The organism is Mycobacterium sp. 5-140-3-2, assembly GCF_035666375.1.
GTDB classification, from domain to species: Bacteria; Actinomycetota; Actinomycetes; order Mycobacteriales; family Mycobacteriaceae; genus Mycobacterium; species Mycobacterium intracellulare.
The window spans coordinates 4555356-4580399 of sequence record NZ_CP142025.1 but is presented as its reverse complement, the minus strand read 5'-3'; the positions used below and the strand labels follow the sequence as shown (position 1 = coordinate 4580399).

Genomic DNA, 25044 nt, shown 5'->3' with positions numbered 1-25044 from the left:
TCTCGGGCGGCGGCGGCGCAGGCGGCCACTAGACTCGCCTGCGTGGCCGAATCCAGGGAAACTGAGGCAACCGAGCCGGCGGGCGCGTCCGGACCGCCCGCTCGACCGGTGCTCGTCGTGGACTTCGGGGCGCAGTACGCGCAGCTGATCGCCCGCCGGGTCCGCGAGGCGCGGGTTTTCTCGGAGGTCATCCCGCACACCGCCACGGCCGAGGACATCAAGGCCAGGGACCCGCTGGCGCTGGTCCTTTCCGGCGGGCCGTCCAGTGTCTACGCCGACGGCGCCCCGCAGCTGGACCCGGCGCTGTTCGACCTCGGGGTGCCGGTGTTCGGCATCTGTTACGGGTTCCAGGCCATGGCCCAGGCGCTGGGCGGGACCGTCGCCCACACCGGCACCAGCGAATACGGCCGCACCGAACTGAAAGTCCTTGGCGGCGAACTGCATTCGGGCTTACCGAGCGTCCAGCCGGTGTGGATGAGCCACGGCGACGCGGTCACGGCCGCGCCGGACGGGTTCGAGGTGGTGGCCAGCAGCGCGGGCGCGGCGGTCGCCGGGTTCGAGAACCGGGCCCGTCGGCTGGCCGGCGTGCAGTACCACCCGGAGGTGATGCACAGCCCGCACGGGCAGCAGGTGCTCAGCCGCTTCCTGCACGACTTCGCCGGGCTCGGCGCGGACTGGACGGCCGCCAACATCGCCGAGGCGCTGGTCGAGCAGGTGCGCGCCCAGATCGGCGACGGCCATGCGATTTGCGGGCTGTCCGGCGGCGTGGATTCCGCGGTGGCCGCCGCGCTGGTACAGCGTGCCATCGGTGACCGCCTGACCTGTGTCTTCGTCGACCACGGGCTGCTGCGCGAGGGCGAGCGCGCGCAGGTGCAACGCGATTTCGTGGCCGCCACCGGCGCCAATCTGGTGACCGTCGACGCGGCCGACACCTTCCTCGACGCGCTCGCCGGCGTGACCAATCCCGAAGGCAAGCGCAAGATCATCGGCCGCCATTTCATCCGGGCGTTCGAGGGCGCGGTGCGAGACATCGTGGGGGACAACGCTTCCGACGGCTCCGGCGTCGAGTTCCTGGTCCAGGGCACGCTGTATCCCGACGTGGTGGAGTCCGGCGGCGGCAGCGGCACCGCGAACATCAAGAGCCACCACAACGTCGGCGGCCTGCCCGGCGACCTGACGTTCAAACTCGTCGAGCCGCTGCGGCTGCTGTTCAAGGACGAGGTGCGCGCGGTCGGGCGCGAGCTGGGCCTGCCGGAGGAAATCGTTGCGCGCCAACCGTTCCCGGGTCCCGGCCTGGGCATCCGGATCGTCGGCGAGGTCACCGCGGAGCGGCTGGACACGCTGCGGCGGGCGGACTCGATCGCGCGCGAGGAGCTGACGGCCGCCGGCCTGGACACCCTGATCTGGCAGTGCCCCGTGGTGCTGCTGGGCGACGTGCGTTCGGTCGGCGTGCAGGGCGACAACCGCACCTACGGGCACCCGATCGTGTTGCGGCCGGTGACCAGTGAGGACGCCATGACCGCCGACTGGACCCGGGTCCCCTACGAGGTGCTCGAACGCATCTCGACCCGCATCACCAACGAGGTCGCCGAGGTCAACCGCGTGGTGCTGGACATCACCAGCAAGCCGCCGGGCACCATCGAATGGGAGTAGTCGCCCTCGCGTGGGTGCAGGACTTTTCGGCGTTGTTTCCGGTGGAAGTGATCACCCGGCTGCTCGGCGTGCCCGCTGAGCTTCCGCCGGAAGGTCCGCCTCCTGGACAAGACGCGCGAGCGGGAGATGCGGCCGCCGAGTGATGCCGCACAACATGGGTAACAGGCGCCACAGGAGTCGCTGCGCGGGTGGACAGGCGTTGTGCCCACCTCCGAGCGACAATCTCGGGCGGGCCCGTGACCAGCGAAAACGTGTTGTCGCTCGGAGGTGGGCACACGCACTGCGCCCTCCGCCAGGGTCTGGTGTGGCCGATGGGACTTGTGAGGCGCGACGTGCGGCGACGCCGGCCCCGTGCCCGGGGCCGCGGCGGCCGGCCGGCTGGCATGGTTCAGCGTCGACGGAGTGGGCGTTGCCGCCGAAAAAATCACGCCCGAAAACACCATCAGCCACACCGGCACCGAGCGCATAAAGCAGCCCCTCACGTTGCTTGACGGTTGTCAGAGGGCCGGTGTTTACTTCGAACATACTTTCGAACGCCCGGTGAAGGAGGCTAGGTCATGACCGCGGCTTTTGCCTCCAGTCACCGCGAAGAAACCCGCGCTGAGCAGCTCGAATCGCTTCGACGGCGGATGGCGAGCATCTCCTCGAAAAAGGCCGGGCCGACCGTCCCCGACGACCTGCTGGACTCGGAGTCCCAGCTGGCGCTGCCGCAGTGGCTGGCGGACCTGCTGCCGGCGCCGCTGCCGCGGGGAACGGTGGCGGTGCTCTCGGGTGCCCGGTCGCTGTTGTTGAGCATGGTCGCCGCGGTCACGGCGGCCGGTGGCAACGCCGCGATCGTCGGCCAGCCGGACATCGGGCTGCTGGCCGCCGCGGAGATGGGGGCGGATCTGAGCCGGCTCGCGGTGATACCGGATCCCGGAACCGATCCGGTCGAGGTGGCCGCGGTGCTCGTCGACGGCATGGATCTGGTGGTCCTCGGGCTGGGCGGGCGCCGGGTGCCGCCGACGCGGGCGCGGGCGGTGGTGGCGCGGGCCCGCAGCAAGGGGTGCACTCTGCTGGTCACCGGCGGCGATTGGCAGGGCGCGCCGACGCGGCTGGCGGCCCGGGTCTGTGGCTACGAGATCACCCCGCACTGGGGAATGCCCGCCCCCGGATTCGGGCGGATCAGCGGGGTGCGGCTGCAGGTCAGCGGGATGTGTGCGGGACGACGGGTGATGGCCCAAGCGCGAGCGGGGTGAACTCCGGTGGTAACCCCTTCTGGTTCAAGGGTTTTGGCGATCTGGTGCATGGATTGGCCCGCGGTCGCGGCGGCGGCGGCCGCGGATCTGCCCGCGTCCGTGCCGGTCGCGGTCACGCTGGCCAACCGGGTGGTCGCCTGTTCGTCGGCCGCCCGCGCGGTGGGGGTGCGCCGGGGCCTGCGACGCCGGGAGGCGGCGGCCCGGTGCCCGCAGCTGCACGTCACCACCGCCGACGCGGACCGCGACGCCCGCTTCTTTGAAGCGGTGATCGCGGCGGTGGACGACCTGGTGCCCCGCGCCGAGGTGCTGCGGCCCGGGCTCCTGGTGTTGCCGGTGCGCGGGGCGGCCCGCTATTTCGGGTCCGAGGCCGTCGCCGCCGAACGGCTGATCGATGCCGTGGCCGCCGCCGGCGCCGAGTGTCAGGTCGGGATCGCCGACCAGTTGTCCACCGCGGTCTTCGCGGCGCGGGCGGGCCGCGTCGTCGAGCCGGGAGGCGACGCGAGGTTTTTGTCGGTCCTGTCCATCCGCCAACTCGCCACCGAGCCGAGCCTGTCCGGTCCGGGCCGGGAAGAGCTGACGGACCTGTTGTGGCGGATGGGGATTCGCACCATCGGGCAGTTCGCCGCGCTGTCGCGCAGCGATGTGGCCTCCCGGTTCGGCGCCGACGGGGTGACTGCGCACCGGTTGGCCCGCGGCGAGCCCGAACGGCCGCCCTCCGGGCGGGAGCCGCCGGCCGAGCTCGAGGCCGTGCTGGACTGCGATCCGCCGATCGACCGGGTCGATGCCGCGGCGTTCGCCGGGCGCTCGCTGGCCGGAACGCTGCATCAGGCGCTGATGGCCGCCGGCGTGGGATGCACCCGGCTGGCCATCCACGCCGTCACCGCCAACGGCGAAGAACGCCATCGGGTGTGGCGGTGCGCCGAGCCGTTGACCGAGGACGCCACCGCCGACCGGGTGCGCTGGCAGCTCGACGGCTGGCTGAGCAATCGCACCGCGCGCGATCCCCGGCCCACCGCCGCGGTGACGCTGTTGCGGCTGCAGGCGGTGGAGGTGGTATCCGCCGAGGCGCTGCAGTTGCCGCTCTGGGGTGGGCTGGGGGAGGAGGACAGGCTGCGGGCCCGCCGGGCGCTGGTGCGGGTGCAGGGGTTGCTCGGTCCGGAGGCGGTGCGAGTGCCGGTGCTGTCTGGGGGTCGCGGGCCGGCCGAGCGCATCACGCTGATCCCGCTGGGCGACGAGCCGGTGCCGCGGGCCGATCCCGATCTGCCGTGGCCCGGCCGGCTGCCCGCGCCGTCACCGGCGGTGTTGCTGGACGATCCGGTGGAATTGCTTGACACCCAAGGGAACCCGATACGGGTGACCAACCGCGGGCTGTTCTCCGCCGACCCCGCCCGCATGATCAGCCAGGGCCGAGACGAGCGGCTGTGCTGGTGGGCCGGCCCCTGGCCGGTCGACGAGCGGTGGTGGGACGACCGGCCCGGGGGCGGTCAGGGGGCCGGTCAAGGGTCCGGCCGCACCGCCCGCGCCCAGATCCTGCTGGAAAGCGAGCGTGCGTTGCTGTTGTGCTATCGCCAGCGGCGCTGGTACCTCGAGGGCAGCTACGAGTAGATGGGCCGCAGCGCCTCCGGCGTCAGGTCCTTGAGCGAGGGATATCCGTCGACGGCCATGATCAGGTCCGCTTCGGCCAGCAGCGAGCGCAGCACGTGCACGACGCCCTCGACGCCCCCGAGGGCCAGCCCGTAGGCGTAGGGGCGGCCGATCCCGACGGCGGTCGCCCCCAGCGCGAGGGCCTTGATGATGTCGGCCCCGCTGCGCACGCCCGAGTCGAACAGCACGGGCAGCCCGTCGGCCGCCTCGAGCACGTCGGGCAGGCAATCCAGGCAGGGCAACCCGCCGTTGGCCTGCCGGCCGCCGTGGTTGGAGCAGTAAATGCCGTCCACGCCAATGTCTTTGGCGCGGCGGACGTCGTCGGGGTGGCAGACGCCCTTGACCATCAGCGGCAGGTCGGTCTCCGCCCGCAGCCACTCCAGGTCGTCCCACCGGAACGGGCCGCCGAAAATGGGCAGCTTGCGCACCGCCGCCTCGGTGGCGTCTTCGCCCCGGCTCAAGCGGGAGCGAAAAACGGGATCGCTGGTGTAGTTGGCCAGGCACCCGCTGGGCACCTGGGGGTAGTTCCCCCCGCTGAGGTCGCGGGGCCGCCAGCCGGTGACCCAGGTGTCCAGGGTGACCGCGATGGCCTTGAAGCCGGCCGCCTCGGCGCGGTGCACCAGGCTGGCGGCCATCTTGCGGTCCGGCGGCGTGTACAGCTGGAAGAACGCCGGGCTATCGCCCAGTTCGGCGGCGATATCCTCCATCGGGTCGGAGGTGAGCGTGCCCACGAAGAACGGGACGCCGGTGCGGACGGAGGCCCGGGCGCAGAGCATGTCCCCGTGGCCCTCCGGGTCGCACACCCCGATGACGCCGATGGGCGCCATGAAGATCGGCGACGGAAACCTCATGCCGAACAGCTCGACGGACATGTCGCGCTCCTCGGGGGCGATCCCCATCCGCGGGTACAGCCCCCACCGTTTGAAGGCCGCGCAGTTGGCGCGCTGGGTGTGCTCGTCACCGGCGCCGCCCGCGACGTACTGCAGCACCTTCGGTGCCATCGCCGCCGCCGCCTTTTCCTCCAGGTCCTCGAACCTGATCGGGTACTGCGGCTGATTACCGTGCAGCGACTGGTCGTACAGCTCTTTTTGATAGTCGGCGAAGGCCATAGTCGGTCCAGTACCCCGCACCCCGTGCACCAAACCGTGTTCGAGGATGCGGCCCGACGCATCGGCCGGTGTGGCCAAAACGCGTTCGGCACTAAGCGGTTTCGATGCGCTTCGCTATGCGCGCGTCAGTAGCGTCCGAAGACGGTCGCCACGTTGTGTCCGCCGAAGCCGAACGAGTTGTTGATCGCGTACTCGTAGTTGCCGGGGCGGGGTTTGCCGGCCACCACGTCCAGGTCGATCTCGGGGTCGAGGTTTTCCAGGTTCAGCGTGGGCGGCACGACCTGGTCGCGCAGCGCGAGCACGGTCAGGATCGATTCGACGGCGCCCACGGCGCCCACGGAGTGGCCCAGGGCGGCCTTGGGTGCGTAGACGGCGGCGTTGCCGCCGTGGGGGCCCAGGGCGTTGTTGATGGCCCTGCCCTCGGCGACGTCGCCGACCGAGGTGCCGGTGGCGTGGGCGTTGACGTGGTGGATGTCGCTGGGGGAGAGCCCGGCGAGCTGGATGGCGCGGGTCATGGCGTGCCCGGCGCGTTCGCCGTTGGGGTCGGGGGCCACCATGTGGTAGCCGTCGGAGGTGATGCTCGCCCCCATGATGCGGGCCAAGATGTTGGCCCCGCGGGCCTTGGCGTGCTCCTCGGTCTCGATCACCATCAGGGCGCCGGCCTCGCCGAACACGAAGCCGGTCCGGTCGCGGTCGAACGGGCGGCACGCGCCGACGGGGTCGTCGTTCTTGGTCGACATCACGATCCGCATCTGCGCGAACGCCGCGATCGCGACCGCCTCGATCCTGACCTCCACGCCACCGCAGATCGCGATGTCGGCCTCCCCGAAGACGATGTTGCGCCACGCCTGGGCGACGCCCTCCGAACCCGACGCGCACGCCGACACCGGGGTGATGACCCCGGCCTTGGCGTGCCGCTCCAGGCCCACCGCAGCGGCGGCCCCGTTGGGCATGTACTTGGACACCGCCAGCGGGGAGACACCCTTCATCCCGCGGGCGCGCAGGTCGTCGTAGCTGAACACGATTTGCTCCGCCGAGCCCAGGCCCGTGCCGACGGACACCATCAGCCGGTTGCTGTCGACCTCGGGCGAGCCGGCGTTCTCCCAGACCCGCCGGCCCAGGACGGTCGACATCATCTGCAGGTAGCCCATCCGGTGGCGTTCGGCGCGGGTGAGTCCGCCGTCGAAATCCTCGAGCAGATGACCGCCGATGCGCACCGGCAGGTCAAACTCCTCGACGAACGAGTCCTCGAGTTTGCGGATGCCACTTTGCCTGTCCAGCAACAGCTTCCACGTGGCCTCGGCGTCAGTCGCCAGTGCGGTCGTCATGGCAATGCCCGTGACGACCACGTTCGGCAGCGTTTTCCCCGTAACCAGCTCCGCCATGACTTCCGAAACCTTTCATTTGATGAGAGCTGCTAACGAATTGACGCCGAGCCCCACACATCCCACCAAATCATGCCAACACAAACCCCCATTGTCCCTGACGTCAAGGGCGTGGCGTTAATCGGCGCGTACCGCCTGCGCCTGCGCCACCAGGGCGCGGCCGCCGGGCAACGCCCGCAGAACGGCGCGGGCCAGCCGGTCGCGGCCGCGGAGAGCGCCGGTCCTGGCCTGACCGGTGCGCAAATGGCGCCACCCCAGGCCCGCCCACGACGCCGCGACCACGGCGTCGGTCACCCCGCCGCGGGCCCGGCGCCGGTCGACGAGGGCCAGGCCGAGCGTGGTCGCCGAGTGCACCGTGTCGACCCAGACCCCGGCCGCCAGTTCCTCCGGGCCGGGGTCGACCCCCGACAACGCCGCCTGGACCAGATGGCGAGCGCCCAGGATCCGGGTGACGACGATCGCCTTGCGATCGACCCGTACCCCGTGGATGTGGCTCAGCACCTCGGTGGGGGCGGCCAGCAGCACGCCGCCCCACCCCGCCCGGATCAGCTCGATGGCACGAAACTTCATGGGGTATCGGCTAACCGGCGCGCGAAGGGGCCCACCCGCTCGATGAACCGATCGAAGAACCCCGCTGCGTCCACGTCAATCCCGATGAGCGCGTTGGGTTCTCGGCGACCCGACCAGTCGGTCACCGTCATGGCGCGGGTCAGGGTCCCGGTCAGCTCGATGTCCACCGTCGCCGGCCGGGTGTTGACGAGCCCCGGATCCAGCGCGACGGCGGCGGCCAACGGATCGTGCATGTGTGCTTGATACCCGTGGCCGAGGTCGTGGTAGGCCTCCAGGTAGAACCGGGTCGCGTCCTCGATCACCCTGATCAGGGGGTTGGACGCCGTGGACCGGGTTGCGCGTTCGTCGTGTTCGCTCAGCGGCGTGGTCGTCGACCCGGCGGCGGCCGCCAGCCGGGCCAGGTGCTCCGGTGTCATGGCGACCTTACGGGTCAAGTCCAGCCCGCACAGGATCGGAAGCCGTTGGTGGCCAACGGTTTCCTGGCCCCAGGCCGCCAGCACCTCGGCCGCGGCCTCCGGGTCCACGCTGATGTTCCATTCCGCGACCGTGGTGGTGTTGCCCCGGTGGTCGTAGGAACCCCCCATGATCACCAGCCGGCGCAGCAGCGACGGCAGGGTGGGTTCGGCGCGCAGCGCCAGCGCCAGATTGGTCAACGGGCCGGTCGCCACGCCGATGAGCTCCCCGGGGTGGGCCTTCGCCGCCCGCACCCACGCGTCCGCGGAGTCGTAGTCGGTGAGCCCGTCCCCACCCGGTGGCAGCTCGGCGTAGCCTAATCCCCTGGGGCCGTGGACTTTTGACGGCAAACACATCGGTCCGGTCAGGGTTTGATCGGAGCCTCTCGAAACCGGTATGCCGGTGACCTCGCACAGCCGCAGCAGGCCGAGATTGTTTTCGCAGACCTGCTCCACCCCGACGTTTCCACCGGTCGAGGCGATGCCGACCACCTCGGCGTCCGGGCTGGCGAACAGGTAGATCAGCGCCAGCGCGTCATCCACGCCGGTGTCGACGTCGACGAAAACGGGAGCGTTCATTGTCTACAACCGTTCATTGTCTACAACATAGCCATCTCGGCTATTAGGCTGAGCTGATGCCCACAACGTCGGAGCCCCCGGAGGGCACTGAATTAACGCCGCACTTCGACGACGTGCAGGCCCACTACGACTTGTCGGACGACTTCTTCCGGCTATTCCTCGACCCGACCCAGACGTACAGCTGCGCCTACTTCGAGCGCGAGGACATGACGCTGGAGGAAGCGCAGATCGCCAAGATCGACCTCGCCCTGGGCAAACTCGGGCTGCAACCGGGCATGACGTTGCTCGACGTCGGCTGCGGCTGGGGCGCCACCATGATGCGCGCCGTGGAGAAATACGACGTCAACGTTGTCGGCCTCACCCTGAGCCGCAACCAAGCCGAGCACGTCGAGCGGCTGATCGCGCAGTCGAAGAGCCCCCGTTCCGCGCGGATCCTGCTGCAGGGCTGGGAGGAGTTCGACGAGCCGGTCGACCGGATCGTCAGCATCGGCGCCTTCGAGCACTTCGGGCACGAGCGCTACGACGCGTTCTTCACCATGGCGCATGACCTGCTGCCCGACGACGGGGTCATGCTGCTGCACACCATCACCGGTCTGCACCCGACCGAGATGGTGGAGCGCGGCATGCCCATCTCGTTCACGTTCGCCCGATTCATCAAATTCATTGTCACCGAGATCTTTCCGGGTGGGCGGTTACCGTCGATACCGATGGTGCAGGAGCGCGCCACCGCGAACGGCTTCACCGTGAGCCGCATCCAGTCGCTGCAGCCGCACTACGCGAAGACCCTCGACATCTGGGCCGCCGCGCTGCAAGCCCACAAGGAGGAAGCCATCGCGGTGCAGTCCGAGGAAGTCTACGAGCGGTACATGAAATATCTGACCGGCTGCGCCGACGCCTTTCGGGTGGGCTATGTCGACGTCAACCAGTTCACGTTGGAGAAATGATCACCAGTGCACGCCGGGCACCCGGCGCACCAGCCGCTTGACGCCCCGCGGCGTGCGCAGGCCGCCGGTGACGGCGCGGACGGGCCGGTTGGGCTTGCGGCGCACGGCCGGCGGCGGCGCTTGGGCGGCGGGTGCCAGCCCGCGCGCCGCGGCCGAGTCGGGATAGCCGAGATAGAGCTGGTGCAGGATTCGCCGAGAAGTCCTGGGGACGAAGTAATTTCCGGCCTCGGCAAGCGTGCCCAGCGGGGTGTCGATGCGCGCGGGCTTGTCGACCAGCCCGCGCACCACCATCGCGGCCGCGCGTTCGGGGCTGATCGCCCGGACCGGGTTGAGCCGGTGCGACGGCACGATCATGGGGGTGCGCACCAGCGGCATGTGGATGTTGGTGAAGGTGATGTGGTCGGACAGCACCTCGGATCCGACCACGTCGGAGAACGCGTCCAGCGCGGCCTTGGTCGGCAGGTAGGAGCTGTATTTGGGGTTGCGTGCCTGCACGCCGGCGCTCGACACGTTGACGACGTGGCCGAATCGCCGCTCGCGCCAATGCGGCAGCAGCGCCAGCACCATTCGCACCGCGCCGAAGTAGTTGACCGCCATCACCCGTTCGTAGTCGTGTAGCCGGTCGGTGGAGTTGACCACCGAGCGGCGGATCGAGCGGCCGGCGTTGTTCACCAGGTAATCGACGTGGTCGAAGCGCCCCAGGATGTCTTTGACGGTGTGCTCCACCGACGCGGAATCGGTGACGTCACAGGTAAAGGCATGGGCGGCACCGCCATTGGCGCGGATCTCGGCGACCAGCTCATCCAGCGCGGCGCCGTTGCGGGCCAGCGCGAACACCGTGGCGCCGCGCTCGGCGATCGCGATCGCCGACGCCCGGCCGATGCCGCTGGACGCGCCGGTGATGATGACGTGCCGGCCGTGCAACGGTCCTCGCGGATCGTCGCGGCGCGCGCGGTCCGGATCGAGGTGTTCCGCCCAGTACCGCCACAGCTTCGGTGCGTAGGAGGAGAACTCGGGAACCCGTATCCCGTAGTCCCGCAAGGCGTTTCGGGTCTTCTCGCTGACGAAGGTGGGCGGCAGGTCGACGAGGTCGAACACCTCGGCGGGGATGCCCAGCTGGGTGGCCGCCATATTGCGCAGCACCCTGGCGCGGCCGCGCACGTTGAGGACGGGGGCGGCCACCGAGCGGGGCAGCGACCCGCGCAGCGGCGGCAGCCCGGCCGCCTTGGCCACGCCGCGGTAGATGCCGCGCAGGCCGATCGTCTTCTCGGCGGTGAGGTGGAACGTCTGCCCGTCACGACCGTCGGCGTGCAGGAGCGCGACCAGCGCGTCGACGACGTAGTCGACAGGGACGATGTTGGTGCGGCCGGTGTCGGGCAGCAGGATGGGCGTCAGCGACGGCAGGACGGCCAACTTGGCCAGCACGCCGAAGAAGTAGTACGGCCCGTCCACCTTGTCCATCTCGCCGGTGCGCGAATCGCCCACGACGACCGCCGGGCGGTAGATGCGATGGCGCAGGCCGGGCGTCGAGCGCACCAGCAGTTCGGCTTCGAACTTGGTCTGGTGATAGGGCGTCGGCAGTTGCTGGCCGACGTCGAAGTCGTCCTCGGTGTATTCGCCGCGGAAGTCGCCCGCCACGGCGATCGACGAGACGTGGTGCATCGTCGCGCCCAGGCGCCGCGCCAGCTCGATCACCGCGCGGGTGCCCTCGACGTTCGCGGCGCGCTGCTCGGGCTCGCCGGCGGTGATGTCGTAGATCGCCGCGCAGTGCACCACGTGGTCGATCTCGCCCAGCTCGGCGAGGACCTCGTCGCTCAGGTCCAGCTCCGGCAGCTCGGCGACCAGCGGTTTGACCCGATCGCCCCACTGCGCCGCGAGGCGTTCGAAGCGGCCCAGCGACCGCCGTCGCACCAGCACCCACACCTGTGCGTCGGGCCGGGATTCCAGAAGACGAGACACGACGCGGCGACCAATAAACCCGGTACCGCCGGTAACGACATACCGCATGAAGACATGGTGGCGTCGGCAGCCGCCCACGTCAACTGCCGATCCGCGAGGGCTGGCCGCGGCCTAGCTGTGGAAGTCGCGGATCCCGTCCCAGTCGACCAGCGTCCAGCCGGTCATCGGGTTGCCGGTGATCACCACGCGGCCGGTGTTGGGCAACGGGTGGGTGTTCATCAGGCTTTCCTTGCCGTTGCGGGTGTTCATCAGCGTCCACACCATGATCGCGTTGGCGTGCGAGAACACCACCGGGTTGCGGTGGCCGCTGTTGTAGACCTTGTTGACGGCCGCGGTGAACTGGTCGTTGAACTCTTTGCCGCTGATCGAGCCGGGGATGCTGTAGGACACATCGCCCTTGATCCAGTTCACCGGGGCCACCAGGTAGGTCGACTTCGCCATCGACTCGGGTTTGCCGTTGTACCAGCCGGCGTTGATCTCCTGGATGCCGGGCAAAATCTCGACCTGCTTGCCGAGCTCGGCGGCCAGCGGCGCGGCGGTTTGCTGCGTCCGGGTCATGGTGGAGGCGTAGACGCTGTCGTAGTCCTTGCGGCCGAGTTGGTGCGCGATCTGTTCGGCCTGCCCCTTGCCCTCCGGGGTCAGACCCGGGCCCGGCACGTCGGTGTCGATGGTGCCGGCGGCGTTGGCCTCCGACTGGGCGTGCCGGACGAACGTCACCGTGATCGACCGCGCCTGCGGCGAGCCGCCGCAGCCGGCGACGATTACCGTTGCGGTGAGGGTGGCGACCGCAACCGAGGCCTTCCGGAACAAGCTGCGCTTGGACATGGGAGATAGCCTGCCCTGCCGACGCCTTCGGTGGGAAGGGTTTGCGATGGTTACGTGCAGAAAAGCTCTCGATTTCTGGAATAGGAGACCCCATGGCGATTGACCCGAGTGCCGTCGGCGCGGTGAGCGAACCCATGACCTTCGAATGGACCGACCGGGACACGCTGCTCTACGCGCTCGGTGTCGGCGCCGGCATCGACGACCTGGCGTTCACCACCGAGAACAGCCACGACATCGACCAGCAGGTGCTGCCCACCTACGCGGTGATCTGCTGCCCGGCCTTCGGCGCGGCGGGCCTGGTCGGAAAGTTCAACTGGGCCATGCTCTTACACGGATCGCAGAGCATCCGGCTGCACGCCCCGCTGCCGCCCGCGGGGAAGCTCTCGGTGGTCTCCGAGGTCGCCGACATCCAGGACAAGGGCGAGGGCAAGAACGCGATCCTCGTGCTGCGCGGCCGGGGCACCGACCCGCAATCGGGGCAGCTGATCGCCGAGACGCTCACCACCCTGGTCATCCGCGGCGAGGGCGGGTTCGGCGGGATGCCGGGTCAGCGGCCGGTCGCGCCCGAATTCCCGGACCGCGAGCCCGACGCGCGGATCGCGCTGCCCACCCGCGAGGACCAGGCGCTGATCTACCGGCTGTCCGGCGACCGCAACCCGCTGCACAGCGACCCGTGGTTCGCCCGCGAGCTCGCCGGGTTCCCCAAGCCGATCCTGCACGGGCTGTGCACCTACGGGGTGTCGGGTCGCGCGCTGGTGGCCGAGCTCGGTGGGGGCGTCGCGGCCAACATCACCTCGATCGCCTCGCGATTCACCTCGCCGGTGTTCCCCGGCGAGACGCTGACCACGCTGATCTGGCGCACCGGGGAGGGCAAGGCGGTGTTCCGCACCGAGGCGTCCGGCGCCGAGGGTTCCGGCGTTCGCGTGGTGCTCGACGACGGCGCGGTGGAATACGCCTGACTAGGCTTCGAGCTGATCGGCCAGCCGGTCGGTGAACGCCGCGGCCCGCGCGGGGCTGTCCAGCGCGAACAGCGCCGCGGTGGCGCGGTCGCCATCGTCGCTGTGCCGCACCAGGATCGGGACCCCGTCGTCGTGCACCGCGTCGAACGCGTCCTCGTCGGTGATGTCGTCGCCGAGGTAGACCGGCGTGAGCGATCCCGACCCGGCCCGGTGCAGGTGATCGATCACCCAGCGCAGCGTTTTTCCCTTGTCCCAGTCCAGATCCGGGCGCAGCTCGATGACCTCGCGGCCGGTGGTCACCCGGAGCGCGTCGCGGCGCCCCGCCGCGCGCACCGCGGCCAGCACCTCACCCACGCGGTCGCGTCCGGCGTTGCGGTAGTGCACGGCGACGCCGAATCGCTTGTGCTCCACCACCACTCCGGGGATTCCGCCGAGCTGGTCGCGCAGCCGGGCCGCCGCCTGCTCGAGCACCGGGATGGCCGCGGCCGCGGCGTCGTTCTGATGGTGTGTCCCGTCGGGCGCGGTCAGCTCGAAACCGTGACTGCCCGCGTACCAAATGCCAGGCACGCCAACGCGATTCGTCACATCGGCGAGATCGCGGCCCGACAGCACCGCGACCGGACAGCCGGCGGCCAGCTTCGCCAGCGCCTCGGTGGCCCCGGCGACGGGCCGCGCGGCGTCGGGGTCGTCGACGATGTCCGAGAGCGTGCCGTCGAAGTCGAAGAACACGGCCGGCCGCCGGCCGGCCAGGCCATCGGCGGCGTCGGTGAGGGCCCGCATCGCATCCGGCAGTTGCGACATCCGAAGGTCCCCGGTGCGCACGCCGACCTCGCCGAGGTCGCTGACCACGGCGTCGGCCCCGGCGTCACGCAGCGCGCCGGCGCTCCCGGCCGGCCCGACGCCGATCACCGACGCGAATCCCGCGGCGCGGGCGGCCTCGACGCCGGCCGTCGCCCCGGCGACCACGACGGCGCGGCCCGGGCGCACCTTCAGGTCCGCGGCCGCCCGCGCCGGGCCGTCGGCGGGGACGACGGCGGTGCCCACCCCGACGTCGCGCAGCCGCGCGGCCAGCGTTGAGCCGAGGTCGGTTTCCAGGTCGAACAGCACCGCGTCATGGCGGCGCGGGTCGATGATGACCGGCATGTGCCAACCCTCTCACGGCGACCTCTATCGAACATATTTTCGATAGACTGCGCGTATGGGCTGGTTCAACGGGCCGCCGAGCTGGGCGGAAATGGAGCGGGTGCTCGACAGCAAGCCACGCCGTGCCGGTGAGCCGGCGGGGCTTCCCGAGGACGCCCCCCTGTCGCGCAAGCGCGCCACGTACCGGCCGCCGGGGGACGGCCGGGCACCCCGCCCGTCCGTCGGCCGTTCCGTTCCGTATGCCGAACTGCATGCGCATTCGGCGTTCAGCTTCCTAGACGGGGCGAGCACGCCCGAGGAACTGGTCGAGGAGGCGGCCCGGCTGGGCCTGCGCGCCCTGGCGCTCACCGACCACGATGGCCTGTACGGGGCGGTGCGGTTCGCCGAGGCGGCCGCCGAGCTCGACATGCGTACCGTGTTCGGCGCCGAACTGTCGCTGGGCGGTGAGGCCCGCACCGAGCGGCCGGACCCGGCGGGCCCACACCTGCTGGTGCTGGCCCGCGGCCCCGAGGGTTACCGGCGGCTGTCGCGGCAGCTGGCCGCGGCGCACCTGGCCGGCGGCGAGAAGGGCAAGCCCCGTTACGATTTCGACGCACTGACCGAGGCCGCCGGCGGGCACTGGCACATCCTGACCGGGTGTCGCAAAGGCCATGTGCGCCAAGCGCTTTCCGACGGTGGTTCGGACGCCGCCGAGCGGGCGCTGGCCGACCTGGTGGACCGGTTCGGTGCGCAAAGGGTCAGCGTCGAGTTGACCCATCACGGGCAACCGCTCGACGACGAACGCAACGCGGTGCTGGCCGCGCTGGCCCCGCGCTTCGGGGTCGGCGTCGTCGCCACCACCGGCGCGCATTTCGCGGGGCCGTCGCGGCGCCGGCTGGCCATGGCGATGGGCGCCATCCGGGCCCGGGAGTCCCTGGATTCGGCCGCCGGGTGGCTGGCCCCGCTGGGCGGTTCGCACCTGCGCTCCGGCGCGGAGATGGCCCGGCTGTTCGCTGGGGGCCCCGACGTGGTGACCGCGGCCGCCGAACTGGGCGAGCAGTGCGCGTTCGGGCTGGCGCTCATCGCGCCCCAGCTACCGCCGTTCGACGTGCCCGACGGGCACACCGAGGACAGCTGGCTGCGGCAGCTGACCATGGCCGGCGCGCGCGACCGCTACGGTCCGAACGCACCGCGCGCCTACGCACAGATCGAGCATGAGCTCAAAGTCATTGCCCAGCTGCAATTTCCGGGCTACTTCCTGGTGGTGCACGACATCGCCCGGTTCTGCCGGGACAACAACATCCTGTGCCAGGGCAGGGGATCGGCGGCCAACTCCGCGGTCTGCTACGCCCTCGGCGTCACCGCCGTCGACCCGGTGGCCAACGAGCTGCTGTTCGAGCGCTTCCTGTCGCCGGCCCGCGACGGGCCACCCGACATCGACATGGACATCGAGTCCGACCAGCGCGAAAAGGTCATCCAGTACGTGTACGACAAATACGGCCGGGACTACGCCGCCCAGGTCGCCAACGTCATCACCTACCGGGGAAAGATCGCGGTGCGCGACATGGCCCGCGCCCTGGGCTTCTCGCAGGGCCAGCAGGACGCGTGGAGCAAGCAGATCAGCCACTGGGGCGGGCTGGCGGACTCGCCGGAGGTCGAGGACATCCCCGAGCCGGTGATCGACCTGGCGAACCAGATCCGGAACCTGCCGCGGCACATGGGCATTCACTCCGGCGGTATGGTGATCTGCGACCGCCCGATCGCCGACGTGTGCCCGGTTGAGTGGGCGCGGATGGAGAACCGCAGCGTCCTGCAATGGGACAAAGACGACTGCGCGGCAATCGGTTTGGTGAAGTTCGACCTGCTCGGGCTGGGCATGCTCTCGGCGCTGCACTACGCCATCGACCTGGTGGCCGAGCACAAGGGGATCGAGGTGGACCTGGCCCGCCTCGACCTCTCCGAGCCGGCGGTGTACGAGATGCTGGCCCGCGCCGACTCCGTCGGCGTGTTCCAGGTGGAGTCGCGCGCGCAGATGGCCACGCTGCCGCGGCTGAAGCCGCGGGTGTTCTACGACCTGGTGGTGGAGGTCGCGCTGATCCGCCCCGGCCCGATCCAGGGCGGGTCGGTGCACCCCTACATCCGGCGGCGTAACGGTGAGGACCCGGTGGTCTACGACCACCCGTCCATGGAACCGGCGCTGCGAAAGACGTTGGGGGTGCCGCTTTTTCAGGAGCAGCTGATGCAGCTCGCGGTCGACTGCGCCGGGTTTTCCGCCGCCGAGGCCGATCAGCTGCGCCGCGCCATGGGGTCCAAGCGCTCCACCGAACGCATGCGGCGGCTGCGCGGCCGGTTCTACGAGGGCATGCGCGCGCTGCACGGCGCACCCGACGAGGTGATCGACCGGACCTACGAAAAGCTGGAGGCGTTCGCCAATTTCGGTTTCCCGGAAAGCCACGCGCTGAGCTTCGCGTCGCTGGTGTTCTACTCGTCGTGGTTCAAGCTGCACCACCCGGCGGCGTTCTGCGCCGCGCTGCTGCGCGCCCAGCCGATGGGTTTCTACTCGCCGCAGTCGCTGGTGGCCGATGCGCGCCGGCACGGCGTGACCGTGCACGGCCCGGACGTCAACGCCAGCCTGGCGCACGCCACCCTGGAAAACACGGGAACCGAGGTCCGGCTCGGTCTGGGCGCGGTCCGCCATATCGGCGACGACCTGGCCGAGCAACTGGTCGAGGAGCGAAAGGCCAACGGCCCCTTCGCCTCCCTGCTGGATGTGACGTCGCGGCTGCAATTGAGCGTGCCGCAGACCGAGGCGCTGGCCACCGCCGGGGCTTTTGCCTGCTTCGGCATGTCCCGGCGCGAGGGGCTGTGGGCGGCCGGGGCGGCGGCCACCCAGCGGCCGGGCCGCCTGCCCGGGGTGGGCTCGTCCTCGCACGTCCCGGCGTTGCCGGGGATGAGTGAGCTGGAACTGGCCGCCGCCGACGTGTGGGCCACCGGCATCTCCCCGGACAGCTACCCGACGCAGTTCCTGCGGGAAGACCTGGACGCGATGGGGGTGGTGCCCGCCGAGAAGCTGGGATCGGTGCCCGACGGCGACCGCGTGCTGATCGCCGGGGCGGTGACCCACCGGCAGCGCCCCGGCACGGCCCAAGGGGTGACGTTCCTGAACCTGGAGGACGAGACCGGGATGGTCAACGTGCTCTGCGCGCCGGGGGTGTGGGCGCGGCATCGCAAGCTGGCGAACTCGGCGCCGGCGCTGCTGGTGCGCGGGCAGGTCCAGAACGCCAGCGGCGCGATCACCGTCGTCGCCGAGCGGCTGGGCCGCATCACCCTGGCCGTCGGCTCCAAGTCCCGCGATTTCCGCTGACGTGCCACGCCGAACGTGCACTCAGGGCGCAGACTCCGCCGAATCGTCGCCGTGAGTGCACGTTCGGCGTGAACCGGCCGGCCCGCCGCGTCGGTAGTCTCCACCCATGACCATCAACCTGTCCGTCGACGAAGTCCTCACCACCACCCGCTCGGTCCGCAAGCGCCTCGACTTCGACAAGCCGGTCAGCCGCGACGTGCTCAGGGAATGCCTCGAACTCGCGCTGCAGGCGCCCACCGGGTCCAACGCGCAGGGCTGGCAGTGGGTCTTCGTCGAGGACGCCGAGAAGAAGAAGGCGATCGCCGACGTCTACCTGGCCAACGCCCGCGGCTACCTCAGCGCTCCGGGGGCCGCGTACCCCGACGGGGACACCCGCGGCGAGCGGATGGGCGCGGTCCGCGATTCCGCCACCTACCTCGCCGAGCACATGCACGAGGCGCCGGTGCTGTTGATCCCCTGCCTCGAGGGCCGCCCGGACAAGTCGCCGTTGGGTGGGGTGTCGTTCTGGGCGTCGCTGTTCCCGGCGGTCTGGAGCTTCTGCCTGGCGCTGCGCTCGCGGGGACTGGGGTCGTGCTGGACGACGCTGCACCTGCTGCGCGACGGCGAGCAACAGGTCGCCGACATCGTGGGCATCCCGCGCGACCGTTACAGCCAGGGCGGCCTGTTCCCGATCGCCTACACCAAGGGCACCGACTTCCGCCCGGCCAAGCGGCTGCCCGCCGAGCAGGTCACGCACTGGAACAGCTGGTGACCGCGGCGTTCGCGCGGGCGACTTAGCCGGGCGCGGCGGGTCGCCACGATCAAAGAGAGCTAGGTCGGCCAGGACATCAGCGGCCACACCTCGACGACCCCGTGCGCGACGGCGCACGGGGTCTGGCTCACCCGCTCGATCGCCGCGTCGAGATCGTCGGCCTCCAAGACCGCGAACCCGGCAATCGGCAGCGCCGAATGCAGATAGGGCCCGGGCTCGATCCGCACGCCGGCGCCGTCCGGATTGCGCACCTGAACGGGGTGTCCGGCGGTCCCGATGAGGGCACCCGCGGCGCGCAGCGCGTCATCGCGCGCGTGCGCGGCCTGCCTGCACTCGTCGCTCACGCGGTGGTACCCGGCCGCGTCCCCGTAACCGATGGTGATGAAGGTAGCCATGCCGTGCTGACTTCCCGCGGGCGCGAAACTCACCGCGGCGATCGCGACCTAGGTCGCCCCGGCGTACTCGTGCTGCCGCCACGCCTCGTAGACGGCGACCGCCGCGGCGTTGGACAGGTTCAGCGAGCGCCGGCCCGCCAGCATCGGGATGCGGACCTGCCCGGTGATGTGCGGGTCGGCCAGCGTCGCCGCGTCCAGCCCGGTGGGCTCGGGGCCGAACATCAGCACGTCGCCCGCGCGGTAGCGCACCTGCGCGAACGAGGTGGGCGCGTGCGAGGTGAACGCGAAGACCCGCTCGGGCGACAGCGCGTCCCAGGCCGCCGCCAACGAGGCGTGCACGGTCACCGAGGCCAGGTCGTGGTAGTCCAGCCCCGCCCGTCGCAGCTTGGGTTCGGACAGGTCGAAGCCCATCGGCTCGACCAGATGCAATTCGCAACCCGTCGCCGCCGCCGTGCGGATGGCGTTGCCCGTATTGGGGGCGATGCGCGGGGAGTAGAACATCAGCTTGAACACAACGCGATAATGGTCGCATGGTCGAGCAGAGCATTTGGATGCAGAAGGTCGCTGCCGATCCCGGGCATTCGCATTGGTATATCGAGCGGTTCCGCGCCATGGCCCGCGCGGGTGACGACCTGGCCGGCGAGGCCCGCTTCGTGGACGCCATGGCCCCCCGCGGCGCCCGCATCCTCGACGCCGGCTGCGGGCCCGGCCGGTTGGGCGGCTACCTGGCCGGCGCCGGCCACCGGGTGGTCGGCGTGGACGTCGACCCCGCGCTCATCGCCGCGGCCGAACAGGACCATCCCGGCCCGCGCTGGCTGGTCGGCGACCTCGCCGAGCTCGACCTGCCCGCGCGCGGCATCGCCGACCCGTTCGACGTCATCGTCTCCGCCGGCAACGTCATGACGTTTCTGGCCCCCAGCACCCGGGTCCGAGTGCTGAGCCGGCTGCGCGCCCACGTCGCCGGCGACGGTCGCGCGGCGATCGGCTTCGGCGCCGGGCGCGACTATGACTTCGACGTGTTTCTGAACGACGCGGTCGACGCGGGATTCGCGATCGACGTGCTGCTGTCCACCTGGGATCTGCGGCCGTTCACCGACGACTCCGACTTCCTGGTCGCAATCCTTCGGCCCGCCTAGCGTTTTCGCGGGATCGGTGTTTGCCAGGACCGACCGCGGGCGCGCGGCGCCACCTTGGAGGGACCTGTCTGCTCAGTAACGATTCTGGTGGGCTGGGCCGCGGGCTGTCATACTCGTCGGATTGCCACACTTACACGCGCGCGCCTATCTGGCGCGGGGCGGGTGGAAATAAAGCAGGAAGTTTCATGAGCCTCTCGTTTTGTTCAGCGCTCAGGGTCAGCGCGGCGGCCGGTCATGCGGCCGCGATGACGTGACCATGTTCGCCCGCCCGGCCGGCGCGGCCGAGGCGGATGCCGCCCCGCCCGCACCGGTTCCCGGCGCCGACGCGGCGGCCAAACGCCCGCCCGCCTGGTCGCTGAGCAACTGGCCGGTCGGTTGGAAGGTGCTGGCGATCGTGCTGGTGCCGCTGATCTTGGTGACGGTTTTCGGTGTGCTTCGCATCGACACCGCGATGGACAGCGCGGCGCGCCTGAAACTGGCCGCCACCCGCGCCGACGTGGTCCCGGTGATCACCAAATACATGTCGGCCCTGGACGTCGCGCTGCAGGCCGGCTCCGCCGGGCGCGACGTCGAGGGCGCCAAAAAGAACTACGAGGCCCGCAAAGGCGAACTGCAGGGCCGGCTGGCCGACACCGACGTCACCGACGATGTCCGATCGGGCGTCAACACGCTGCTCGACGCCGGCCAGATGCTGGTGAGCAAGGCGTCTGACAGCGGCCTCGGTCTGCGGGAGCGGGTGACCCTGTACGCGCCGATCCTGTTGACGGCCGAAGACGTCATCAACGCCTCGGTGCGGGTCGACGACGAGCACATCCGCGCCCAGGCGCAGGGGTTGAGCCGGGCGGTCGGCGCGCGCGGGCAGATGACGATGCAGAAGATCCTCATCACCCGCGGGGCCGAACTGCCCGAGCCGCAGCTGCGCACCTCGATGGCCACCCTGGCGGGCACCGAACCGTCGACGCTGTTCGGCATGAGCGAAGTGCTCGGGGCGGGATCGCCCGAGGCCAAGACGCTGCAACAGCAGATGGTGGCCCGGATGGCGATCATGTCCGACCCGGCCAGCGTGCTCGTCGACAACGCGGACCTGCTGCGGTCCGTCCAAGCCACCGACGACATCGCCGACCAGGTCATCAAGAACGTCACCGCCTCAGTGACCAAGGCGGTGCACGCCCAGGCCGCCGACCGGCGCAGCGCCGCGATCCTCGACACCGTGTTGGTGCTGGCGGCGATCGTCATCGCTCTGGTCGTGGTGCTGCTGGTGGCGCGCGCGTTGGTGCGGCCGCTGCGCATCCTGCGCGACGGCGCGCTCAAGGTCGCCCACACCGATCTCGAGGAGGAGGTCGCCCGGGTGAAAGCCGGTGGGGCCGAACCGATTCCGACGCCGCTGCCGGTCTACACGACCGAGGAGATCGGTCAGGTCGCCCACGCCGTCGACGAACTGCACACCCAGGCCCTGCTGCTGGCCGGCGACGAGGCGCGGTTGCGGCTGCTGGTCAACGACATGTTCGAGACCATGTCGCGGCGCAGCCGGTCGCTGGTCGACCAGCAGCTGGCGCTCATCGACCGGCTGGAGCGCAACGAGGAGAACCCCGAACGCCTCGACAGCCTGTTCCGGCTGGACCACCTGGCCGCCCGGCTGCGCCGCAACAGCGCCAACCTGCTGGTGCTGGCCGGCGCGCAGCTCGCGCGCGACCAGCGCGACCCGGTGCCGCTGGCCACGGTGATCAACGCCGCGGTATCCGAGGTCGAGGACTATCGCCGCGTCGAGATCGCCGGGCTGCCCGAGTGCGCGCTGGTGGGCGCGGCCGCGGGCGGCGCCATCCACCTGTTCGCCGAGCTGATCGACAACGCCCTGCGCTACTCGCCGCCGACGACGTCGGTGCGGGTCTCGGCGTCCCGCGGCGGTGACGGCGGGGTCGTGGTGCGGATCGCCGACTCCGGTCTGGGGATGAACGACGCCGACCGCCGCATCGCCAACATGCGCCTGCAGGCCGGCGGCGACGTCAGCCCCGACAACGCGCGCCACATGGGGCTGTTCGTGGTGGGCCGGATCGCGGGCCGGCACGGCATCCGGGTGGGGCTGCGCGGCCCCGCGGCCAACGAGACGGGTACGGGCACCACCGCCGAGATCTACCTGCCGCCGACGGTCCTCACCGGCCTGGCCGCCGCGGAATCGGCTGCGCCCCGGCACATTCGGGCGGTGTCGTCTCCGAGCGCCAAACTCGCCAGCGCGATCGCCGCGCCCCCGCCCGCCGACGACGCGCGGCGGCACGACGGCACGCGCGAGCCGGCGGCCCGCAACGCCCCGCCCGCGCCCGGGCCGTCGGTCACCCTGCTGCCGCGCCGCAACCCGGGTTCCAGCGGCATCACCGACGTCCCGACCCCGCCCGCCGAACCACCGCCCCCGCGGCGGCGCCGCGAGCTCGCGACCCCCTGGTGGGAAAACGCGCCCCAGGCCGCGCCGGCCGCCAGGCCCGAGGCCGCACCGAAGCCACCACCGCAGCCCACGCCCGCGCCGGAGCCCGCGCCCGAACCGGCGCCGGCTCCGCCGGTGCGGGCGGCATCGGACACCTCGGCCTTCTTCGCCGCCCGGCCCCGCGAACCCCGGCAAGACAAGCCCGCCGACCCGGCGACCGACGATGACGTCATCTACCGGCGGATGCTCTCGGAGATGCTGGGCGACCCGCACGACCTGGTCAACAGCCCCGACCTGGACTGGCAGTCGGTATGGGACCGCGGCTGGACCCTGGCGGCGGCCGCCGAGGACAAGCCCGTCGAGTCGCACACCACCGACCACGGCCTGCCGGTGCGCACGCCCGGCGCCCGGCTGGTGCCCGGCGGCGCCAACGCAACGGGTCTGGCCGAACGGGACGAGCCCGAGCACGGCCAGAACGGCAGATCGCACCGGGAGCCGCAGCACGCGGCCGTCACCCGCGACCCCGAGGCGGTGCGCGCCTCGTTCAGCAACCATTTCGGCGGCGTGCGCAGCGGACGCTCGCATGCCCGTGACACGGAGCAAGGACCCGACGAACAATGACCTCCCCCGACAACTCACTGGACTGGCTGGTGACCAGGTTCGCCCGCGAGGTCCCCGGCGTCGCGCACGCGCTGCTGGTGTCCGTCGACGGGCTGCCCATCGCCGCCAGCGAGCACCTGCCCAGGGAACGCGCCGACCAGCTGGCCGCCGTCGCCTCCGGGCTGGCCAGCCTGGCGACCGGCGCCGCGCAGCTGTTCGAGGGCGGGCAGGTGCTGCAGTCGGTCGTCGAGATGGCCAACGGCTACCTGCTGTTGATGCGCGTCGGGGATGGCTCGCATCTCGCGACGCTCGCCGTGACGTCGTGCGACATCGGTCAGATCGGCTACGAGATGGCCGTCCTCGTCGAACGGGTCGGGGGCGTGGTGCAGTCGACCCGCCGGTCCGCCGCCCACTCGTGAGCCGCGATGGACACCCCCGAGAGCTGGCCCGCACACCGTAAGGGGAACCTGGTCCGCCCGTACACCCTGACGTCCGGCCGGACCGACACCAACGTCGAGCTCCCCCTGGAGGCGCCGCTGCAGACTCTGCAGCCCGGCGCCCCCCACCGGTATCCGCCCAACGACGCGCGGGGCAGAATCATCCAGCTGTGCGGCCAGGGCCCGCCGAGCCCGTCGGTCGCCGAAATTTCGGCCCGGCTGGACCTGCCGCTCGGCGTCGCGCGCGTCCTCGTCGGGGATCTGGTGCTGTCCGGCTACCTTCGGGTGCACAGGACGTTGTCCGAGCGTTCGACCCGAGATGAGCGTCACGAACTCATAGGAAGGACCCTGCGTGGCTTACGCGCACTCTGAGGTGCAGCAAGATTCCGGCGCGCACGCGTCGACGAAGATCGTGATCGCCGGCGGATTCGGCGCCGGCAAGACCACCTTCGTCGGGGCGGTGTCGGAGATCATGCCGCTGCGCACCGAGGCGATGCTGACCGACGCCTCGACCGGCGTCGACGCCCTCGAGGCCACCCCGGACAAGCGGACCACCACCGTCGCGATGGACTTCGGCCGGATCACCCTGGCCGAAGACCTGGTGCTCTACCTGTTCGGCACGCCGGGGCAGCGCCGCTTCTGGTTCATGTGGGACGACCTGGTCCGCGGCGCCATCGGGGCGGTGGTGCTGGTCGACTGCCGGCGCCTGCAGGACAGCTTCGCCGCCGTGGACTTCTTCGAGCACCGCAACCTGCCGTTCCTGGTCGCGGTCAACGAGTTCGACGGGGCCCCGCGCTACCCGGTCGCCGAGGTGCGCGAAGCGCTGACCCTGCCCCCGCACATCCCGGTGATCACGGTCGACGCCCGCGATCGCCGGTCGGCGACCGACGCCTTGATCGCGGTCAGCGAATACGCCCTGGCCACCCTGACGCCCAATTGAGCGAGGAGTGGGTCGACCGCGAGTTCGACGGCCACGACTTCACCGACGAAGACCTGAGCCGCTTGCGGACCGAGCGGACCGTGTTCACCGAATGCAATTTCAGCGGCGCCAACCTGGCCGAGTCGCAGCACCGCGGCTCGGCCTTCCGCAACTGCTCGTTTCACCGGACGTCGTTGTGGCACAGCTCTTTTGCCCAATGCTCGATGCTGGGGTCGGTGTTCGTGCAGTGCCGGCTGCGGCCGATCACGTTCGACGAGGTGGATTTCACGCTCGCCGTGCTCGCCGGCATCGACCTGCGGGGCGTCGACTTCAGCGGCTGCCGGCTGCGGGAGGCCAGCCTGGTGGAGGCCGACCTGCGCAAGGCCGTGCTGCGCGGCGCGGACCTGCGTGGCGCGCGGACCGCCGGCGCCCGGCTCGACGGCGCCGATCTGCGCGGCACCACCGCCGACCCCGGGTTGTGGACGACCGCGTCGCTGGCCGGCGCCCGCGTCGACGTCGACCAGGCGGTGGCCTTCGCGCTGGCGCACGGGCTTCGACTGGATGGGGGCCCGCACGACGACGGCTGA

23 protein-coding genes are annotated in these 25044 nt (G+C 70.9%); 14 read left to right on the top strand and 9 right to left on the bottom strand.

Annotated features, from left to right (window positions below):
* The first annotated feature begins 42 nt into the window (after positions 1-42).
* The 4 genes from guaA to P6281_RS21330 all read left to right on the top strand — a co-directional run bounded on the left by guaA (position 43) and on the right by P6281_RS21330 (position 4496).
* Positions 43-1653 (top strand): glutamine-hydrolyzing GMP synthase, encoded by a 1611-nt coding sequence (gene guaA, locus P6281_RS21345; protein ID WP_026071205.1) that lies wholly within the window; start codon positions 43-45, stop codon positions 1651-1653.
* The gene (locus P6281_RS21340) at positions 1644-1796 is read left to right on the top strand and encodes a hypothetical protein (protein WP_158520012.1); all 153 of its coding nucleotides are present in this window, start codon (positions 1644-1646) and stop codon (positions 1794-1796) included. The genes guaA and P6281_RS21340 overlap by 10 nt, the downstream gene beginning before the upstream one ends.
* Positions 1797-2210: 414 nt before the next feature.
* The gene (locus tag P6281_RS21335; protein ID WP_041785194.1) at positions 2211-2891 is read left to right on the top strand and encodes a hypothetical protein; all 681 of its coding nucleotides are present in this window, start codon (positions 2211-2213) and stop codon (positions 2889-2891) included.
* 48 nt (positions 2892-2939) lie between these two features.
* Entirely contained in the window at positions 2940-4496 is a 1557-nt protein-coding gene (locus P6281_RS21330) for a DNA polymerase Y family protein (protein WP_201407989.1), read from the top strand.
* Here P6281_RS21330 and P6281_RS21325 read toward each other — a convergent pair.
* The 4 genes from P6281_RS21325 to P6281_RS21310 all read right to left on the bottom strand — a co-directional run bounded on the left by P6281_RS21325 (position 4487) and on the right by P6281_RS21310 (position 8630).
* On the bottom strand, positions 4487-5644 hold the full coding sequence (locus P6281_RS21325; RefSeq protein ID WP_009957341.1) for an alpha-hydroxy-acid oxidizing protein: 1158 nt from the start codon (positions 5642-5644) through the stop codon (positions 4487-4489). The genes P6281_RS21330 and P6281_RS21325 overlap by 10 nt on opposite strands.
* 125 nt (positions 5645-5769) lie before the next feature.
* Positions 5770-7029: a 3-oxoacyl-ACP synthase KasB gene (gene kasB / locus P6281_RS21320; RefSeq protein WP_008260105.1), complete on the bottom strand. Its 1260-nt coding sequence runs from the start codon at positions 7027-7029 to the stop codon at positions 5770-5772.
* A gap of 117 nt (positions 7030-7146) precedes the next feature.
* A complete protein-coding gene (locus P6281_RS21315; RefSeq protein ID WP_202284491.1) occupies positions 7147-7599 on the bottom strand; it encodes a hypothetical protein in 453 nt (150 codons plus the stop codon).
* A complete protein-coding gene (locus P6281_RS21310; RefSeq protein WP_014385744.1) occupies positions 7596-8630 on the bottom strand; it encodes a nucleoside hydrolase in 1035 nt (344 codons plus the stop codon). Before P6281_RS21310 ends, P6281_RS21315 begins: the two co-directional genes overlap by 4 nt.
* 56 nt (positions 8631-8686) lie before the next feature.
* Here P6281_RS21310 and cmaA1 point away from each other — a divergent pair, with 56 nt between their 5' ends.
* On the top strand, positions 8687-9574 hold the full coding sequence (cmaA1, locus tag P6281_RS21305; RefSeq protein ID WP_014942852.1) for a cyclopropane mycolic acid synthase CmaA1: 888 nt from the start codon (positions 8687-8689) through the stop codon (positions 9572-9574).
* Here cmaA1 and P6281_RS21300 read toward each other — a convergent pair whose 3' ends face one another.
* Positions 9575-11581, bottom strand: a complete 2007-nt coding sequence (locus tag P6281_RS21300) for an SDR family oxidoreductase (RefSeq protein ID WP_041798441.1) — start codon at positions 11579-11581, stop codon at positions 9575-9577.
* A 63-nt stretch (positions 11582-11644) separates the two neighbouring features.
* The gene (locus P6281_RS21295; RefSeq protein ID WP_202284488.1) at positions 11645-12358 is read right to left on the bottom strand and encodes a histidine phosphatase family protein; all 714 of its coding nucleotides are present in this window, start codon (positions 12356-12358) and stop codon (positions 11645-11647) included.
* 92 nt (positions 12359-12450) lie between these two features.
* On the opposite strand from P6281_RS21295, the gene P6281_RS21290 reads away from it, so the two are divergent.
* Positions 12451-13317 (top strand): MaoC family dehydratase, encoded by an 867-nt coding sequence (locus P6281_RS21290; protein ID WP_202284487.1) that lies wholly within the window; start codon positions 12451-12453, stop codon positions 13315-13317.
* Here the strand turns inward: P6281_RS21290 and otsB are convergent, their stop codons facing one another.
* Positions 13318-14460 carry a trehalose-phosphatase gene (gene otsB, locus P6281_RS21285; protein WP_064893687.1) on the bottom strand — a complete coding sequence of 381 codons (1143 nt, stop codon included), beginning with the start codon at positions 14458-14460 and terminating at the stop codon, positions 13318-13320. It lies immediately after the preceding gene.
* Positions 14461-14515: 55 nt separating this feature from the next.
* Here otsB and P6281_RS21280 point away from each other — a divergent pair, with 55 nt between their 5' ends.
* A complete protein-coding gene (locus tag P6281_RS21280; protein WP_014385740.1) occupies positions 14516-17803 on the top strand; it encodes an error-prone DNA polymerase in 3288 nt (1095 codons plus the stop codon).
* Positions 17804-17909: 106 nt separating this feature from the next.
* Positions 17910-18554: a nitroreductase family protein gene (locus P6281_RS21275; RefSeq protein WP_014385739.1), complete on the top strand. Its 645-nt coding sequence runs from the start codon at positions 17910-17912 to the stop codon at positions 18552-18554.
* 59 nt (positions 18555-18613) lie between these two features.
* Here the strand turns inward: P6281_RS21275 and P6281_RS21270 are convergent, their stop codons facing one another.
* Both P6281_RS21270 and P6281_RS21265 read right to left on the bottom strand, forming a co-directional pair.
* The gene (locus P6281_RS21270) at positions 18614-18949 is read right to left on the bottom strand and encodes a YciI family protein (protein WP_008260074.1); all 336 of its coding nucleotides are present in this window, start codon (positions 18947-18949) and stop codon (positions 18614-18616) included.
* Between the two features lie 48 nt (positions 18950-18997).
* Positions 18998-19462 (bottom strand): tRNA (cytidine(34)-2'-O)-methyltransferase, encoded by a 465-nt coding sequence (locus tag P6281_RS21265; protein ID WP_008260072.1) that lies wholly within the window; start codon positions 19460-19462, stop codon positions 18998-19000.
* A gap of 17 nt (positions 19463-19479) precedes the next feature.
* Here P6281_RS21265 and P6281_RS21260 point away from each other — a divergent pair, with 17 nt between their 5' ends.
* From P6281_RS21260 to P6281_RS21235, 6 genes are all read left to right on the top strand, one after another.
* Positions 19480-20085, top strand: a complete 606-nt coding sequence (locus P6281_RS21260; RefSeq protein ID WP_008260070.1) for a class I SAM-dependent methyltransferase — start codon at positions 19480-19482, stop codon at positions 20083-20085.
* A gap of 250 nt (positions 20086-20335) precedes the next feature.
* Positions 20336-23122, top strand: coding sequence for a sensor histidine kinase (locus P6281_RS21255; RefSeq protein ID WP_014385738.1), 2787 nt, complete (start codon positions 20336-20338; stop codon positions 23120-23122).
* Positions 23119-23520 carry a serine protease inhibitor gene (locus tag P6281_RS21250; RefSeq protein WP_009956847.1) on the top strand — a complete coding sequence of 134 codons (402 nt, stop codon included), beginning with the start codon at positions 23119-23121 and terminating at the stop codon, positions 23518-23520. Before P6281_RS21255 ends, P6281_RS21250 begins: the two co-directional genes overlap by 4 nt.
* Before the next feature lie 6 nt (positions 23521-23526).
* Positions 23527-23910: a DUF742 domain-containing protein gene (locus tag P6281_RS21245; protein ID WP_009956846.1), complete on the top strand. Its 384-nt coding sequence runs from the start codon at positions 23527-23529 to the stop codon at positions 23908-23910.
* Positions 23891-24478 carry a GTP-binding protein gene (locus tag P6281_RS21240; RefSeq protein WP_008260062.1) on the top strand — a complete coding sequence of 196 codons (588 nt, stop codon included), beginning with the start codon at positions 23891-23893 and terminating at the stop codon, positions 24476-24478. Before P6281_RS21245 ends, P6281_RS21240 begins: the two co-directional genes overlap by 20 nt.
* The gene (locus tag P6281_RS21235; RefSeq protein ID WP_014385737.1) at positions 24475-25044 is read left to right on the top strand and encodes a pentapeptide repeat-containing protein; all 570 of its coding nucleotides are present in this window, start codon (positions 24475-24477) and stop codon (positions 25042-25044) included. Before P6281_RS21240 ends, P6281_RS21235 begins: the two co-directional genes overlap by 4 nt.